The 15,143-nt window shown below is 39.5% G+C and carries 18 protein-coding genes and 1 tRNA gene; 15 read left to right on the forward strand and 4 right to left on the reverse strand.

From position 1 onward, the window contains the following. The first annotated feature begins 7 nt into the window (after window positions 1-7). On the forward strand, window positions 8-493 hold the full coding sequence (locus J5F42_RS03910; RefSeq protein WP_060474600.1) for an HIT family protein: 486 nt from the start codon (window positions 8-10) through the stop codon (window positions 491-493). 64 nt (window positions 494-557) lie between these two features. Beyond that, complete coding sequence (locus tag J5F42_RS03915; RefSeq protein WP_000647423.1) at window positions 558-1,514, forward strand: ribose-phosphate pyrophosphokinase; 957 nt, start codon at window positions 558-560, stop codon at window positions 1,512-1,514. Window positions 1,515-1,536: 22 nt separating this feature from the next. Here J5F42_RS03915 and J5F42_RS03920 read toward each other — a convergent pair. The 4 genes from J5F42_RS03920 to J5F42_RS03935 form a co-directional block, all read right to left on the reverse strand. Beyond that, window positions 1,537-1,613: transfer RNA gene (locus tag J5F42_RS03920), tRNA-Ile, on the reverse strand. Beyond that, window positions 1,575-2,720: an FtsW/RodA/SpoVE family cell cycle protein gene (locus J5F42_RS03925; protein ID WP_097699803.1), complete on the reverse strand. Its 1,146-nt coding sequence runs from the start codon at window positions 2,718-2,720 to the stop codon at window positions 1,575-1,577. Before J5F42_RS03925 ends, J5F42_RS03920 begins: the two co-directional genes overlap by 39 nt. A gap of 22 nt (window positions 2,721-2,742) precedes the next feature. Beyond that, complete coding sequence (locus J5F42_RS03930) at window positions 2,743-3,564, reverse strand: YcjF family protein (protein ID WP_283491105.1); 822 nt, start codon at window positions 3,562-3,564, stop codon at window positions 2,743-2,745. Further along, on the reverse strand, window positions 3,491-3,955 hold the full coding sequence (locus J5F42_RS03935) for a GTPase (protein ID WP_283491106.1): 465 nt from the start codon (window positions 3,953-3,955) through the stop codon (window positions 3,491-3,493). The genes J5F42_RS03930 and J5F42_RS03935 overlap by 74 nt, the downstream gene beginning before the upstream one ends. 133 nt (window positions 3,956-4,088) lie before the next feature. On the opposite strand from J5F42_RS03935, the gene J5F42_RS03940 reads away from it, so the two are divergent. From J5F42_RS03940 to J5F42_RS04000, 13 genes are all read left to right on the forward strand, one after another. Further along, the gene (locus J5F42_RS03940) at window positions 4,089-5,072 is read left to right on the forward strand and encodes an RluA family pseudouridine synthase (RefSeq protein WP_097699787.1); all 984 of its coding nucleotides are present in this window, start codon (window positions 4,089-4,091) and stop codon (window positions 5,070-5,072) included. Next, on the forward strand, window positions 5,035-6,282 hold the full coding sequence (locus tag J5F42_RS03945; RefSeq protein WP_164864744.1) for a fibronectin type III domain-containing protein: 1,248 nt from the start codon (window positions 5,035-5,037) through the stop codon (window positions 6,280-6,282). Before J5F42_RS03940 ends, J5F42_RS03945 begins: the two co-directional genes overlap by 38 nt. A gap of 10 nt (window positions 6,283-6,292) precedes the next feature. After that, complete coding sequence (trmB, locus tag J5F42_RS03950) at window positions 6,293-7,474, forward strand: tRNA (guanosine(46)-N7)-methyltransferase TrmB (RefSeq protein ID WP_283491107.1); 1,182 nt, start codon at window positions 6,293-6,295, stop codon at window positions 7,472-7,474. After that, window positions 7,471-8,142, forward strand: a complete 672-nt coding sequence (locus tag J5F42_RS03955) for an ABC transporter ATP-binding protein (RefSeq protein WP_097699790.1) — start codon at window positions 7,471-7,473, stop codon at window positions 8,140-8,142. Before trmB ends, J5F42_RS03955 begins: the two co-directional genes overlap by 4 nt. Beyond that, window positions 8,129-8,935 carry an FtsX-like permease family protein gene (locus J5F42_RS03960; protein ID WP_079362034.1) on the forward strand — a complete coding sequence of 269 codons (807 nt, stop codon included), beginning with the start codon at window positions 8,129-8,131 and terminating at the stop codon, window positions 8,933-8,935. The genes J5F42_RS03955 and J5F42_RS03960 overlap by 14 nt, the downstream gene beginning before the upstream one ends. Beyond that, window positions 8,928-10,130, forward strand: coding sequence for a murein hydrolase activator EnvC family protein (locus J5F42_RS03965; RefSeq protein WP_283491108.1), 1,203 nt, complete (start codon window positions 8,928-8,930; stop codon window positions 10,128-10,130). The genes J5F42_RS03960 and J5F42_RS03965 overlap by 8 nt, the downstream gene beginning before the upstream one ends. A gap of 92 nt (window positions 10,131-10,222) precedes the next feature. Further along, window positions 10,223-10,582 carry a flagella length regulator FlaG gene (locus J5F42_RS03970; protein WP_001863742.1) on the forward strand — a complete coding sequence of 120 codons (360 nt, stop codon included), beginning with the start codon at window positions 10,223-10,225 and terminating at the stop codon, window positions 10,580-10,582. A gap of 16 nt (window positions 10,583-10,598) precedes the next feature. After that, window positions 10,599-12,656 (forward strand): flagellar filament capping protein FliD, encoded by a 2,058-nt coding sequence (gene fliD, locus J5F42_RS03975; RefSeq protein ID WP_283491109.1) that lies wholly within the window; start codon window positions 10,599-10,601, stop codon window positions 12,654-12,656. A gap of 41 nt (window positions 12,657-12,697) precedes the next feature. Further along, a complete protein-coding gene (gene fliS, locus J5F42_RS03980) occupies window positions 12,698-13,078 on the forward strand; it encodes a flagellar export chaperone FliS (protein WP_001199081.1) in 381 nt (126 codons plus the stop codon). Beyond that, window positions 13,065-13,304, forward strand: a complete 240-nt coding sequence (locus J5F42_RS03985) for a hypothetical protein (RefSeq protein ID WP_078241505.1) — start codon at window positions 13,065-13,067, stop codon at window positions 13,302-13,304. The genes fliS and J5F42_RS03985 overlap by 14 nt, the downstream gene beginning before the upstream one ends. A gap of 53 nt (window positions 13,305-13,357) precedes the next feature. Beyond that, window positions 13,358-14,029 (forward strand): tRNA threonylcarbamoyladenosine dehydratase, encoded by a 672-nt coding sequence (locus J5F42_RS03990; RefSeq protein ID WP_283491110.1) that lies wholly within the window; start codon window positions 13,358-13,360, stop codon window positions 14,027-14,029. Between the two features lies 1 nt (window position 14,030). After that, a complete protein-coding gene (locus tag J5F42_RS03995; RefSeq protein ID WP_000656201.1) occupies window positions 14,031-14,177 on the forward strand; it encodes a hypothetical protein in 147 nt (48 codons plus the stop codon). Window positions 14,178-14,180: 3 nt separating this feature from the next. Further along, window positions 14,181-15,059: a carbon-nitrogen hydrolase gene (locus J5F42_RS04000; RefSeq protein WP_000562726.1), complete on the forward strand. Its 879-nt coding sequence runs from the start codon at window positions 14,181-14,183 to the stop codon at window positions 15,057-15,059. Window positions 15,060-15,143 lie beyond the last annotated feature (84 nt).

A 15,143-nucleotide genomic window follows, 5' to 3' on the forward strand; every position in this document is an offset into this window, starting at 1 on the left:
AATGAACATGCAACATTTATACGCTCCTTGGCGCGAAAGTTATTTGAAAGAGAAAAATAAAAGTTGTGTCTTTTGTGAAATTTCTCAAAACCCTACAAAAGATCCAGAGAACAGAGTGCTTTATAGAAATAACGATCTCTTTGTGGTGATGAACGCCTACCCTTATAACCCGGGGCATTTGTTGATCATTCCCCATGCACATCAAGCGAGCGTTGAACTTTTAGATCTTAACATTTGGCTGAACATGAATGCTTTAGTGCCTAAAGTGTTAAAAGCGTTGTATGCTTATGGCGCTCAAGGGATCAATTTAGGTTTGAATTTGCACAGAAACGCCGGAGCAGGGATTCCTGAGCATTTGCACATGCATTTAGTGCCTAGGTTTTTAGGCGATAGCAATTTTATAAGCGTTATCGCTCAAACCAGGGTGTGCGGGATGGATCTTAATGAAACCTATCTTACCTTAAAAAACTTATTAGAAAAGGAGCTTCATTGAAAACAAACGCTTTTAGTTTGGGTGTGTTACAATTGATTTTAATTCATTTTAAGGAGTGTCAGCGATGAAGGCGCGTGGGTTTAAGGCAAAGATGCGTGGGTTTAAGATTTTTTCAGGGAGCGCTCACCCTGCATTTGGCAAAGAAGTGTCAAAGCATTTAGGCTTTCCCTTATCCAAAGCGGTGATAGGCAAATTCAGCGATGGCGAAATCAATATCCAAATCAGCGAATCGGTGCGCGGTAAGGATATTTTTATCATCCAGCCCACTTGCGTGCCGGTCAATGACAATTTAATGGAATTGTTAGTCATGGTAGATGCTTTAAGGCGCAGTTCGGCCAATTCTATCACAGCGGTGTTGCCGTATTTTGGCTATGCCAGACAGGACAGAAAAGCGGCTCCACGAGTGCCTATCACGGCTAAAATGGTCGCTAATTTGATGCAAGAAGTGGGGATTGAAAGGATCATTACGATGGATTTGCATGCCGGGCAAATCCAAGGCTTTTTTGATGTGCCGGTGGATAATTTATACGGATCTATCGTTTTTAGAGACTATATCCGCTCTAAAGCGTTAAAAAACCCTGTGATCGCTAGCCCTGATGTGGGTGGGGTTACAAGAGCTAGGTATTTTGCCAATCAAATGGGGTTAGATTTAATCATCGTGGATAAGCGCCGTGAAAAAGCTAATGAAAGCGAAGTGATGAATATTATCGGATCAGCCAAGGAGCGCGATGTGATTTTAGTGGATGACATGATTGATACCGCAGGCACGATCTGTAAAGCCGCTTTGGCCTTAAAAGAGCAAGGGGCAACTTCTGTCATGGCGTTAGGCACGCATGCGGTTTTGAGCGGGAATGCGATCAAGCGCATTAAAGAAAGCGCGTTAGATGAAGTGGTGGTAACTAACTCTATCCCTTTAGTTCAAAAATGCGATAAAATCACCACCTTAAGCGTAGCACCCTTATTTGCGGAAGTGATCAGAAGGATTTATCATAACGAAAGCGTCCAATCGCTTTTCACTTAAAAAAGGAATAAAAAAGCGGGAGTGGTGGATTCTGTAGGACTTGAACCTACGACCAATCGGTTATGAGCCGAGCGCTCTGACCAGCTGAGCTAAGAATCCAAAATTCCCAAAGGACGGTTTGCTATTGTATCCAAAAATATAGCGAAAAGCAAGCAGGTTTTCTAGGATTGCAAACAGGATCATAAAAGTGATAAAACTGCTCCCCCCATAGCTGAACAAAGGCAAGGGAATGCCTACCACAGGGGCTAACCCTAAAGTCATGGCGATATTCACGCTGGAATAAACAAAGATTAAAATAGAAATCCCAAGGGCTACAATCTTTAAAAACCAATCGCTGTTGCTTTCAAACAGATAAAAAAATAAATGCAAACTCAAGCCTATATAAATCGCAAAAAGCAATATAGCCCCTAAAAAACCAAAACGCTCCACGAAGTAAGCGAAGATGAAATCGCTCGTTGCGATAGGCAAGAATTTGAATTTGGTTTGCGTGCAAGCTTCTTTAGATTTGCCTAAAAACCCGCCCGATCCTATAGCGATAATGGATTGCATGACATGGTAATTAGGCTTTTCAGAAAGAAAGTCTGCGATGCGCTTTTTTTGGTAATCATGCAAAAAATGATAAGCGATAGGCGAAGCCACTATTAAAGCGATTAAAAGAGGGAGCCACACCCTAGTCTTTAAACCCACGATAAGTAAAATCCCAAAACCCATGATCAGCACAATAAGAGCCGTGCCTAAATCAGGCTGTTTTAAAATCAAAGCCGCCGGTAAGCAAATGTAAAAACTAAGCTTTAAAAACATGCCCCAATCATAGCCCTTAAAAGGAGGTGGGTTGATTTTAATCAAATGCGCTAATAGTAAAAGGATAGCGATTTTCACAGGTTCGCTGGGCTGTAAGGTGATAGAGGTAAAGGGAATGACTAGCCATCGTTGAGCCCCAAGCTTGCTAGACCCCATAAAATCCACTAACGCCAATAAAATAACGCACACCCAATAAAACACAAAGAGCCACCGATCGAGCTTCCTAAAAGGGATAAAAAACACGATCCAAAAGAGAAGAAACCCTATCGCATAATAAACCCCTTGTTTCAAGCTCAAAACCGCGCTGCTCTCAAAAATCAACAAAAAAGAAACCACCAACAAGGGAATAATAAACACAAAAGGCAAAAGATCAAAATGCATCCAAATCCTTTTGTCTAATGCCATGCGTTTTTCATAACCCCTAATCTTATTGTGTTAATTTTTTGATTGTATCCAAGTTGAGATAATTCTCCTTAAAGAGAGAAGTTATCATGCCAACTTCACCAGGCAAATTGATTTCGCCCGTCTCATCATTAAAGCACTTTTCTAGCACTTTCAAATACGCAAACCCAATGCCTTCTGTGATAACAGCAGCGGTTGCGCCCCCTGCAACACTCCCCACAACAGGAATGAATTTAAGGAAACCATTAACGAGCGTTCTCCCCACTTGCGCGACAGCGGTTACGCTTAACAATCCTGCGACCAAACTCGCGCCCACAGATTTATCCAAATCCATTCCAAAAGCGTCATTCATTTTATAGATCATCCCCGCTTGAATGGGCGCAATAGCGAGCACATCGCTAAAGGGTATGGGGATAAGCCCAGCCGCTCCAGCCGCTCCTGATGCAACATGGATAATGGTTTTACATTCCTCTATCATGGCCTGTTTTCTTTTTTGAATATTAGCTTTTTGAATACTCAAGAAATGCTTTTTCTTATTTTCTTTAGCGTCTGAAAGACATTTTTCTGTTTCAGCTACCAACTCTTCTAAACCTTCAATGGGGACTTCAATACCTCTAAATGAAAATGCAACGGAATTGACCCTCACATAATCTCTGACAAAACCTTTAAACCCCCATTCTTCGTCTATGATCCCTTTAGTTTCTTTAACAAACGCATCGCCGGCTTCGGCTTGAGTGTTTGTGAAAACGACAATCGTTGGGATATTCCAATCTTTAGTGAAGCTTAATAACTCTCTCTCTCTCTTGAATCCTACCAGAAGTCTCTTTAACGCACAAATACGCCACATCAATGGCTTCTTTTTCATCAAGCGTTTTAAAAGAATCTTCCATTTCTTTTTTAATGCTTTGCATGGTATCGTGGTAATCTTTACCTTCAATGCCTTTGGTGTCCCAAAAAACCAAGCCCTTCTGTTCATCAATGTATTTTTCAAGGTGCTGAGTGATAGGCTTTCCTACGCCTGCTTTAGCGATTTCTTTACCAAATAGAGCGTTAATGAGCGAGCTTTTACCCACCCCAGTAGCTCCCATAAGCAAAATATTCATCTTTGGTTTTTCTTTTTTGATGTGTTCAAGCATCTTGCTCATGTTCAATCCTCCCTCTTTCCCATCAAGCGTGAATGAGTCGCCTAAAAAGCCACGCAAAATGCCGTTCAGTTTATCATGCCCGTTATGTTCCATTAGAACCCCTTTAAAAATGATTTGAGCCACACAATGTTGGTGCACCGATTATAGCGTATTCAAATAATGAAATAGGATTTTTTTAAGGTTTTGAGTAGAATAATGGTTTTTAAAAATGCAAAAAAGAGTTTGAATGCAAAAAGTTTTCATCGCCCCTACCCATTACAAACGCATTGATGAATTTTTAGCCAAAGAATTGCAAATTTCTAAAAACCAGGTATTGAATTTGATTAAAGAGGGGTTAGTGTTTTGTCAAAAAAAGGAGGTCAAAAAAGGGGGGCTAGCCTTAAAAGAGGGCGATGCAATCACGCTTTTAACGCCCAAAATCACGCCCAAATCCTTAAAAAGAGGGCTTGATTTAGAAATAGAAGTCATTTTTGAAGATGAAGACTTGTTAGTGTTGAATAAGCCCCCTAATTTAGTCGTCCATAAAGCCCCAAGCGTGAAAGAGCCTACTTTAGTGGATTGGTTAAAATCTCAAAATTACGAGCTTTCTAATTTGGGCTCAAAAGAGCGCTATGGGATTGTGCATCGTTTGGATAAGGACACGAGCGGAGGGATTGTCATCGCTAAAAACAATTTTACCCATGTTCATTTGAGCGAGCAACTCAAAACTAAAACAATGGGGCGCTATTATATCGCCTTGCTTTCAACGCCCTTAAAAGAAGAAAAAATGAGCGTGGAATGCTATTTGGCAAGAAACCCTAATAACCGCTTAAAAATGATAGCGCTCAAAGCGGCTAAAAAAGAAAAAAGCCGTTATTCTAAAAGCGAATTTACTAGCTTGCTGACTTCTCAAAATGGCATGGATTTGATAGGGGCTAAACTATTCACTGGGCGCACGCACCAGATCAGAGCGCATTTAGAATATTTGAACAGACACATCATAGGCGATAATCTTTACGGGCTTAATGGGGCGCTTTCTAAAGAAGACATAAGAATCATGTTGCATGCCTATTTGATAGAGTTCAAACACCCCAGAAGCGAGCAAAAACTGCGCTTTAAAGTTCCCCTATTAAAGGATATGTTAGAATATCTTAAAAAAGTTTTTGACAAGGAGAATTTAGATGAGGTCTTGGATGAAGAAAAAATACTTCACGCTTTTATTGCAAAGTAGTGTGGTATTAGCGGTTTTTATAGGGTGTTCTTCTACCAGGAATCATACTTTTTCAGCCCTTAATAATCAAGAAAATATAGATACTAAGCTTCCGGTAGTCCATTCTGTTAAAACCATTAACGATGTGAGTTCAGTGGGTTTTGAATGGCCTAAAATCGCTGATACTTATGATATTGATGGGTTTATTTTGTATCGTTTGAAAAAAGACTCCAAGCTTAAAAGAATCGCTACGATTAAAAACCCTTATGCGACCCATTATTATGATGAGGGGCTAGAAACAGAGAGTTCTTACACTTACCAATTAGCCACTTACAAGGGCGATAAAATTTCTAATCTTTCAGACCCCATTCTAGTAAAAACCTCTTTTATCAATCCTGTAGAAAGCGTGTTTGCAAGCCTTGAATACCCTAAAAGCGTGAAAGTCTTTTGGAGCCCACACCCAAATCCCAGCGTTTCTAAATACATTATTCAAAGGCAGAATAAAGACGGCAAATTTTTAAATGTAGGGGCTGTAAAAAACCGCTTATTCGTGGAGTTTTTTGATAAAGATTTAGAAGATGGGCAAAAATACCGCTACCAAGTCATTGCTGAAAATTTCATGGGGGATAAATCCAGGCCTAGCGTGATAGTGGAGGGGAAAACCAAAGATTTACCCAAAGAAATCACTAACGTTAGAGTGAGCCAAAACCTCACACGACACATTGAATTGAGTTGGGATAAATCCACCCAAGAAGATGTGATAGCTTATCGCATTTACGCTTCCAATAACCGCAACGATAAATACAAATTCATCGCTCAAACCACCAACACTTCCTATGTGGATAAAATAGAAAAAGACAACCTCACGCGCTATTATAAAGTCGTCGCCCTTGATAAAACGCATCTTGAAGGGGCGTTACCCAAAGAGCCTGCCATGGGTGAGACCGCTGACAGGCCCGAAGCCCCTATCATCACTAAAGGGACTATTCAAGACTCTTCAGCTTTCATTCAATGGGAAAATAACCCAAGCGCTAAAATAGCCACTTATGCGGTGTATCGCTTTGAAGCCAATTCTAAAACCCCTTTGCGCTTTGGGAATATCACCAAAAACCAATTCGTGGATAAAGACATGAAAGTGGGCGTGGCTTACCGCTATCAAGTGGTGAGCGTGGATAAAGATGGTTTAGAGTCGCACCCAAGCAAAGAAGTGCGTTTGTTTTTAGAGCGCTAAAAGGGTTTTAATGCCCCATTTTTTAGCCAAGCTAGACTCCAAGCCTTTAGAATACCCCTTAATTGAAGGGGATTTTTGTTTTCATAAGGAATTTTTAAGCTTAAAAAACCCCACTAAAAGCTGTGTGTATGCGAGTTTTAAGGATCGCATTTTTTTATTGCAAAAAATCCGGCGAGCGGGTGATTTTTTAATCAAAAGCGAAAAAGCAACGCCCTTAAAAAGGGAGGTTTTAAAACAAGCTTTAAGGATTTATTCGCAATCTTTTGAAGTCATTTCGCATAATTTGCAAGAAAATTCTAAACATGCGAGCCAAAAAAAAGCCCTTGATTTAGAGGTTTTTGAAGACTTTATTCAAAAAAATCAAGCCCCTATTTTAGTAGAAATTGGTTTTGGGAGTGGGAGGCATTTGATAGAACTAGCCAAAAACAACCCCACTAAAACATGCTTAGGGATAGAGATTCACACCCCATCTATCGCGCAAGCGTTAAAGCAAATTGAATTGTTGGATTTAAAAAATCTGCACATCTTGCAAGGCGATGGCCGTTTGATTTTAGAGAGCATGCCAAATTATAAGTGCGAAAAAATTTTTGTGCATTTCCCTGTGCCATGGAATGAGAAAAAACACCGCCGGGTGCTAAGCGAAAAATTTTTAAACGAAGCTTTAAGGGTTTTAAAGCCTAAAGGGTTTTTGGAATTACGCACCGATGATGGTCTTTATTTTGAAGACAGCCTAAAATTAGCCCTAAAAAATTTTCAATGCGAGATAGAAATCAAAAAAAACGCTCAAATCCCGGTTGTCAGCAAGTATGAAGTGCGTTGGAACAAACTCAAAAAAGATATTTATGATTTAAGAATTTATTCTTTAGAATTGGATGAAACCCCTTTTGATAACCATGCATTTGATTTTTCTTTTGATACAATAACAATGAGTAAAAAGAGCGTTGGAGCGATTTTAAAAACCCCAAAAATCATCCAAGAGGGGTATTTTGTGCATGTTTGTAATATTTATGAGAATAAGGGGGATTTTTTAGTGGAATTGAGTATGGGGGATTTTGATTGGCCTGTGCGTTTGTTTGTTTTATTGGCAGAAAATCAGATTTTTTACCTCAATAAAAGCCCCTTAAAAACTTTAAACAACCACAAAGCGCATCTTTTGCTTCAAAATATCCTAAGCCAAAAGGGAATTGGATGAGTGTGATCATCGCAGCGAACAATCTATGCTTACAATACCAGCAAAACGAACCGGTCATTAAGCATGCTAATTTGCACATCAAACGGAAGGATTTTGTGTTCATTTCAGGGCCTAGCGGGAGCGGTAAAAGCACACTTTTGCGTTCGTTTTATGGGGATTTAAAACTTTTTAGTGGCAAGTTAGAAGTTTGCAATATCAACATGAATAACGCTTCAAAATCAACGATTTTAGATTTGCGTAAAAATATTGGCGTGGTTTTCCAAGATTATAAATTGATCCAAGATTACACGATTGAGCAAAATATCAAACTACCCATGGTCATTTGCGGAATCAAAAAAGAAGAATGCCATTTGCAGCTAGAAAAACTTTTGGGGCATATTGATTTACGCCATAAGGCTAACCGCTACCCCAAAGAGCTCAGTGGGGGCGAACAACAGCGAGTGGCTATGGCTAGGGCTATGGCGAACTGCCCTGAACTCATTTTAGCCGATGAACCTACCGGGAATTTAGACGATTATTCTAGCGATAAAATCTGGAGCTTGTTAAGGGGCATGAACACGCAATTAAACGCTACGATCGTGGTGGTTACGCACAAATTCCCTAAAAATTTTAGCGCTTATCACCGAAAATTTTACATAGAAGAGGGGGAAGTTTATGAATACTCTTAAAAAGCATTTAGCCTTTATCATTCCCCTAGTGGCGTTATTGTTTAGCTTGGAATGTGTGTTGTTTATCAATCAAGCGATAGAACAAAAAGAAAAAAAATTGATTGAAGATTATTCAGTCGTGTTGGCCAGCACGCAAAAATTAGGCTTGGAATTGTTGCGTCAAAATTTTAGTGAAATCACGGCTTTAAAAGAAATTGATCCTAATTATTCTTTAGAGCCTCTTCAAAAAACTTTAGGCACAGACGGGCTTAAGGAATTAAGAAAGAATTTACCCTTTTTTTATTCTTTACAACTTTCCACATTCCCCACTCAAGAGCGTTTAGAAAACATTAAAGAAAAATTGCTCAAAATCCCTGGCGTTCAAAAAGTTGAAGTCTTTGCCAAAACTTACATGCAAGTGTATGATCTCTTGAGTTTTATTAAAGCAGCGGTCTATATCTTTGCGTTAGTGGTCTTTGTTTTATCGGTTTTATTGATGTTTAAGCAAGTCCGCATCTGGATCTATCAATACCATGAGAGATTAGAGATCATGGATTTATTAGGGGCTTCGGTGTCTTTTAAAAACGGGTTTTTGTATAAAATAGCTTTAATGGATTCTCTAATCGCTAGTTTTTTAGCCCCCATGCTCATGCTTTATATCACTTCGCAAAAAGGTTTTGAAAAAACGATGGATACTTTGGGTATTATAGGAGGCGCGTTTGTTTTAAACCATTTTTTATGGGGACTGCTTTTTAGCCTTGTGGTCTCATTTGTTTCTGTTTTACTTGTAGCTTGGAGGACTAGACATGTATAAATTAGGGGTGTTTTTGTTAGCCACCTTACTATCAGCTAACACGCAAAAAGTGAGCGATATTGCTAAAGATATCCAACATAAAGAAACCCTCTTGAAAAAAACCCATGAAGAAAAAAACCAACTAAACAGCCGTTTGAGTTCTTTAGGCGAAGCGATCCGCTCTAAAGAGCTTCAAAAGGTTGAGATGGAGCGCCAAATGATCGCTTTAAAAAAGAGTCTTGAAAAAAATCGTAACGAAAGTTTGGCTCAAGAAAAAGTCCTAACCAACTACCGTAAGTCTTTAGATCATTTGCAAAAACAGCGATCATCTTTACAAAAGAGGGTGTTTGATACGCTTTTAGAGGATTTTCTTTTTTCACAAGCCCTAAAGGGGCAGAATTTAGCCTCTTCTAATGATGTGATTTTACAAGTAGCGTTTGAAAACTTGCACCAAAGCACTCTGTCTAAAATGTCGCAACTAAGCCAAGAAGAAAAAGATCTCAATACGCAAGCTTTAAAAGTCAAAAGCAGCATTCAAAAAATCTCCTCTGTCATAGATGAGCAAAAAACTCGTGAAGCAACCTTAAAATCCTTGCAAACCGAACAGAATAAGCTCATTTTGAGCATGCAAAAAGACTATGCGATCTATAACCAACGGCTAACCCTTTTAGAAAAAGAACGCCAGAATTTAAACGCTCTTTTAAAACGCTTGAATATCATCAAACAAAACAGAGAAAATGAAGAGAGGGTCAGTTTGAAAAAATCTTCTCAAGCTTTAGAAGTCAAACAAGTGGCTAGCTCTTATCAAAATATCAACACCACGAGCTATAACGGGCCAAAAACGATCGCTCCTTTGAACGATTATGAAGTGGTACAAAAATTTGGCCCCTATATTGATCCGGTTTATAATTTAAAAATTTTTAGCGAGTCTATCACGCTAGTGTCAAAAACCCCAAACGCTTTGGTGCGTAATGTTTTGGACGGGAAAATCGTGTTCGCTAAAGAAATCAACATGCTTAAAAAAGTCGTTATTATTGAGCATAAAAACGGGATCCGCACGATTTATTCTCAATTGGATAAAATCGCCCCCACCATTAAAAGCGGCATGCGGATCCAAAAAGGCTATGTTTTAGGGCGCATTGATCAACGCTTGGGCTTTGAAGTTACCATGAGAGAAAAACATATTAACCCCTTAGAACTTATCGCACGCAATTAAACAAATCATTTTTATTGCCGATATTGGCTAAAGAGCTTATGCAAACAAATAAATCATTATACTTGTAGGCATGGAAAAATTTGGAGGTTTTTATGGTCAATGAAGTTCAAGGGGTTGGGATTCCCACATCTCACACAAGCGTTCAAACAACCCCCACAAAAGAGATCAGTCGCACAAATACTATAAACACTATTGATGAATCTAAGACAACGATAGACCCTGATCAATACAAACCCAAACTAGAATTATTGAGCGAGCGTCTGAATGAAGAAATGAAACGCATTGGCACGGATATTAATTTTAGTTATAACGATACGATCAAAGGGTTGGTGGTTTCAGTCAAAGACGCTAATGGGGATAAGGTGATAAGAGAAATACCCTCTAAAGAAGCCGTGGAGCTTATGCAAAGAATGCGCGATGTGATAGGCATCATCTTTGATAAGAGAGGCTAAACATTAGAGGTAAAACATGGCAATAGGTTCATTAAGCTCATTAGGGCTTGGCAGTAAGGTTTTGAATTACGATGTGATTGACAAGCTTAAGGACGCTGATGAAAAAGCGTTAATCGCCCCACTAGACAAGAAAATGGAGCAAAATGTTGAAAAACAAAAAGCCCTTGTAGAAATTAAAACGCTCCTTTCATCTCTAAAAGGCCCGGTTAAAACGCTTTCAGATTATTCCACTTATATCAGCCGAAAAAGCAATGTTACAGGCGATGCGTTGAGCGCGAGCGTGGGGGCTGGCGTGCCTATTCAGGATATTAAAGTGGATGTGCAAAATTTAGCGCAAGGCGATATTAACGAACTAGGGGCGAAATTTTCTTCAAGAGATGATATTTTTAGTCAAGTGGATACCACGCTCAAATTTTACACGCAAAACAAGGACTACGCCGTTGATATTAAAGCAGGAATGACTTTAGGCGATGTGGCTCAAAGCATCACGGACGCTACCAATGGCGAAGTGATGGGCATTGTGATGAAAACAGGAGGGAATGACCCCTACCAATTAATGGTGAATACCAAAAACACCGGCGAAGACAACCGAGTCTATTTTGGCTCACACCTCCAATCCACGCTCACTAACAAAAACGCCCTTTCTTTGGGGGTTGATGGAAGCGGAAAAAGTGAAGTGAGTTTGAATTTAAAGGGGGCTGATGGGAGCATGCATGAAGTCCCTATCATGCTAGAGCTCCCTGAAAGCGCTTCTATCAAGCAAAAAAACGCGGCGATCCAAAAGGCTATGGAGCAGGCTTTAGAAAATGACCCTAATTTTAAAGATTTGATCGCTAATGGGGATATTTCCATAGACACTCTTCATGGGGGGGAATCTTTAATCATTAATGACAGGCGTGGGGGAAACATTGAAATTAAAGGGAGTAAGGCTAAAGAGCTTGGGTTTTTGCAAACCACCACCCAAGAAAGCGATTTATTAAAAAGCTCTCGCACGATAAAAGAGGGTAAATTAGAAGGGGTAATTAGCTTGAATGGTCAAAAACTGGATTTGAAAGCCTTAACCAAAGAGGGCAACACCAGCGAAGAAAACACAGACGCTATCATTCAAGCGATTAACGCTAAAGAAGGCTTGAGTGCGTTTAAGAACGCCGAAGGCAAGCTTGTGATCAATTCTAAAACCGGAATGCTCACCATTAAGGGCGAGGACGCTTTAGGCAAGAATAGTTTGAAAGATTTGGGTTTGAACGCTGGCATAATGCAATCTTATGAAGCTTCACAAAACACGCTTTTTATGTCTAAAAATTTGCAAAAAGCGAGCGATTCAGAATTCACTTATAATGGGGTGAGCATCACACGCCCCACTAATGAGGTCAATGATGTGATTAGCGGGGTTAATATCACTTTAGAGCAAACCACAGAGCCTAATAAACCTGCCATTATCAGCGTGAGCAGGGACAATCAAGCCATTATAGACAGCCTTAAGGAATTTGTCAAAGCCTATAATGAGCTTATCCCTAAATTAGATGAAGACACGCGTTATGACGCTGACACTAAAATCGCTGGGATTTTCAACGGCGTGGGCGATATTCGTGCAATTCGATCTTCTCTTAATAATGTGTTTTCTTACAGCGTGCATACGGATAATGGGGTAGAAAGCTTGATGAAATACGGGCTTAGTTTAGACGATAAGGGCGTGATGAGTTTGGATGAGGCTAAATTGAGTAGCGCATTAAATTCTAACCCTAAAGCGACTCAAGATTTTTTCTATGGGAGCGATAGCAAGGATATGGGGGGCAGAGAAATCCACCAAGAGGGCATTTTTTCTAAATTCAATCAAGTCATCGCCAATCTCATAGACGGAGGGAACGCTAAATTAAAGATTTATGAAGATTCCCTAGACAGAGACGCTAAAAGCCTGACCAAAGACAAAGAAAACGCTCAAGAGCTTTTAAAAACCCGCTACAACATCATGGCGGAGCGCTTTGCCGCTTATGATAGCCAAATCTCTAAAGCCAATCAAAAATTCAATTCCGTGCAAATGATGATCGATCAAGCGGCGGCTAAAAAGAATTAAAAAAACAGAGAGTTATCAATTTTAAAGGATAAAGGAACATTATGCAATACGCTAACGCTTATCAAGCCTACCAGCATAACCGAGTGAGTGTGGAATCCCCGGCAAAACTCATTGAAATGCTTTATGAAGGGATTTTAAGATTTTCTTCGCAAGCCAAACGCTGTATTGAAAATGAAGACATTGAAAAGAAAATTTATTATATTAATAGGGTTACGGATATTTTCACGGAATTGTTGAATATTTTAGATTATGAAAAAGGGGGGGAAGTGGCGGTGTATCTTACAGGCTTATACACCCATCAAATCAAAGTTTTAACGCAGGCCAATGTGGAAAATGATGCGAGCAAGATTGATTTGGTGTTGAATGTGGCTAGGGGGTTGTTAGAAGCATGGAGGGAAATCCATTCAGATGAACTCGCCTAATGTGTTATTAGATTCCTTTAAAATCGCTCTTGTTAAAAAAGATTCTAAGCAAGCCTTTTCATTGATAGAGCGCCTTTCTTTAGAGCAAATAAAAAGTTTGGATTTAGATGCGCTTTTAAGCCTTAAGGAAATGATAGCCCAAAGCATTGAACTATTAGAAAAAGAAAAAAAAGAACTGCAATTACAAATGCATAAGGCTAAGAAGATTCAAAAATTTTTGTCTTAAGTTTTTTTAAACTACGATACAATAAAAGCACTATTTTTATTGAAGGCTAAAGATTGTCTGAACCCATAGATAGATTCACGCGCATAAGGTGGTTGTTTAAAAACGATTTTGAAAAAATCCGCCAACAAAGGGTTTTAATCTGTGGCGTTGGGGGTGTTGGGGGCTTTGTGCTAGACGCTTTGTATCGTGTGGGGATAGGGCAAATCACTATCATTGATAAAGATGTGTTTGATGTTACCAATCAAAACCGCCAGATTGGATCAGAAAGGATAGGAGAATCTAAAGTGTTGGTGTTGCAAGATCTCTATAAGGGCATTCAAGCTTTGAATTGTCGCATAGATGAAGCGTTTTTAAATTCATTTAATTTTAGAGATTATGATTACATTTTAGATTGCATGGACGATTTGCCTATTAAAACAAGCTTAGCAATAAAATGCCAGAATTTCGCTTACGGGAAATTTATCAGCTCTATGGGGAGCGCGAAACGCTTGAACCCTAAACACATCCAAGTAAGGAGCGTTTGGGAAAGCTATGGCGATAAATTCGGGCGTAAATTTAGGGATTTTTTAAAAAAACGCCGTTTTAAAGGGGATTTTAAAGTGGTTTTTAGCCCTGAAGTCCCGCATTGCATAGAGCTTGGGAGTTTTAATGCGGTTACGGCGAGTTTTGGCTTGCAAATAGCGAGTGAAGTCGTGCAAGACATTATCAAAAATGAAAGGCAATGAAATGAAAGATTACGAAGATGAATTGGAAGATTTTGAAGAAGAAGAATTAGAGGGCTTTGAAGAAGAAGATGAAGAGTATGGGGATTATAAGAATGTCTATGATGATGACGATTATGAAGACTATAACTCTGATTATGAAGAAGAGTGAAAAATGATTTGTGCGAGCGTCCTCCAGCATGCTTATTGCGGCTCTAGAAAAAAAACCATAGAGCATACAGCCAACCTGCTTGAACAAGCGCTAAAAAAACACCCTAAGACCAATTTGGTGGTGTTGCAAGAATTGAACCCTTATAGTTATTTTTGCCAGAGCGAAAACCCTAAATTTTTTGATTTGGGCGAATATTTTGAAGAAGATAAGGCTTTTTTTAGTGCTTTAGCTCAAAAATTTCAAGTGGTGCTTATCGCTTCTTTGTTTGAAAAGCGTGCTAAAGGATTGTATCACAATAGCGCGGTTGTGTTTGAAAAAGATGGTTCAATCGCTGGAGTGTATCGCAAAATGCACATTCCTGATGACCCAGGGTTTTATGAAAAATTTTATTTCACGCCGGGGGATTTGGGCTTTGAGCCTATTGTTACAAGCGTGGGCAAATTAGGGCTTATGGTGTGCTGGGATCAGTGGTATCCTGAAGCAGCAAGGATCATGGCTTTAAAAGGGGCAGAAATTTTAATCTATCCTAGCGCGATAGGGTTTTTAGAAGAAGATTCTAACGAAGAAAAAAAGCGTCAGCAAAACGCATGGGAGACGATCCAAAGAGGGCATGCGATCGCTAATGGCTTGCCTTTGATTGCGACTAACAGAGTGGGCGTAGAGTTAGATCCTAGTGGGGCGATTAAGGGGGGCATTACTTTTTTTGGCTCTAGTTTTGTGGTGGGGGCTTTAGGCGAATTTTTGGCTAAAGCGAGCGATAAAGAAGAGATTTTATATGCGGAAATTGATTTAGAACGCACCGAAGAAGTGCGCCGAATGTGGCCGTTTTTAAGAGACAGACGCATTGATTTTTATAACGATTTGTTGAAACGCTATATCTAGTCCATTTAAGATTAGAAAATAAGGTTAGAAAGGATTAAACATGGTAGGTGTAATTTTTTGCGCTAAACAAGCGCAAAAGTTCTA

The sequence above is a fragment of the Helicobacter pylori genome (assembly GCF_030062585.1).
GTDB lineage: Bacteria > Campylobacterota > Campylobacteria > Campylobacterales > Helicobacteraceae > Helicobacter > Helicobacter pylori_CN.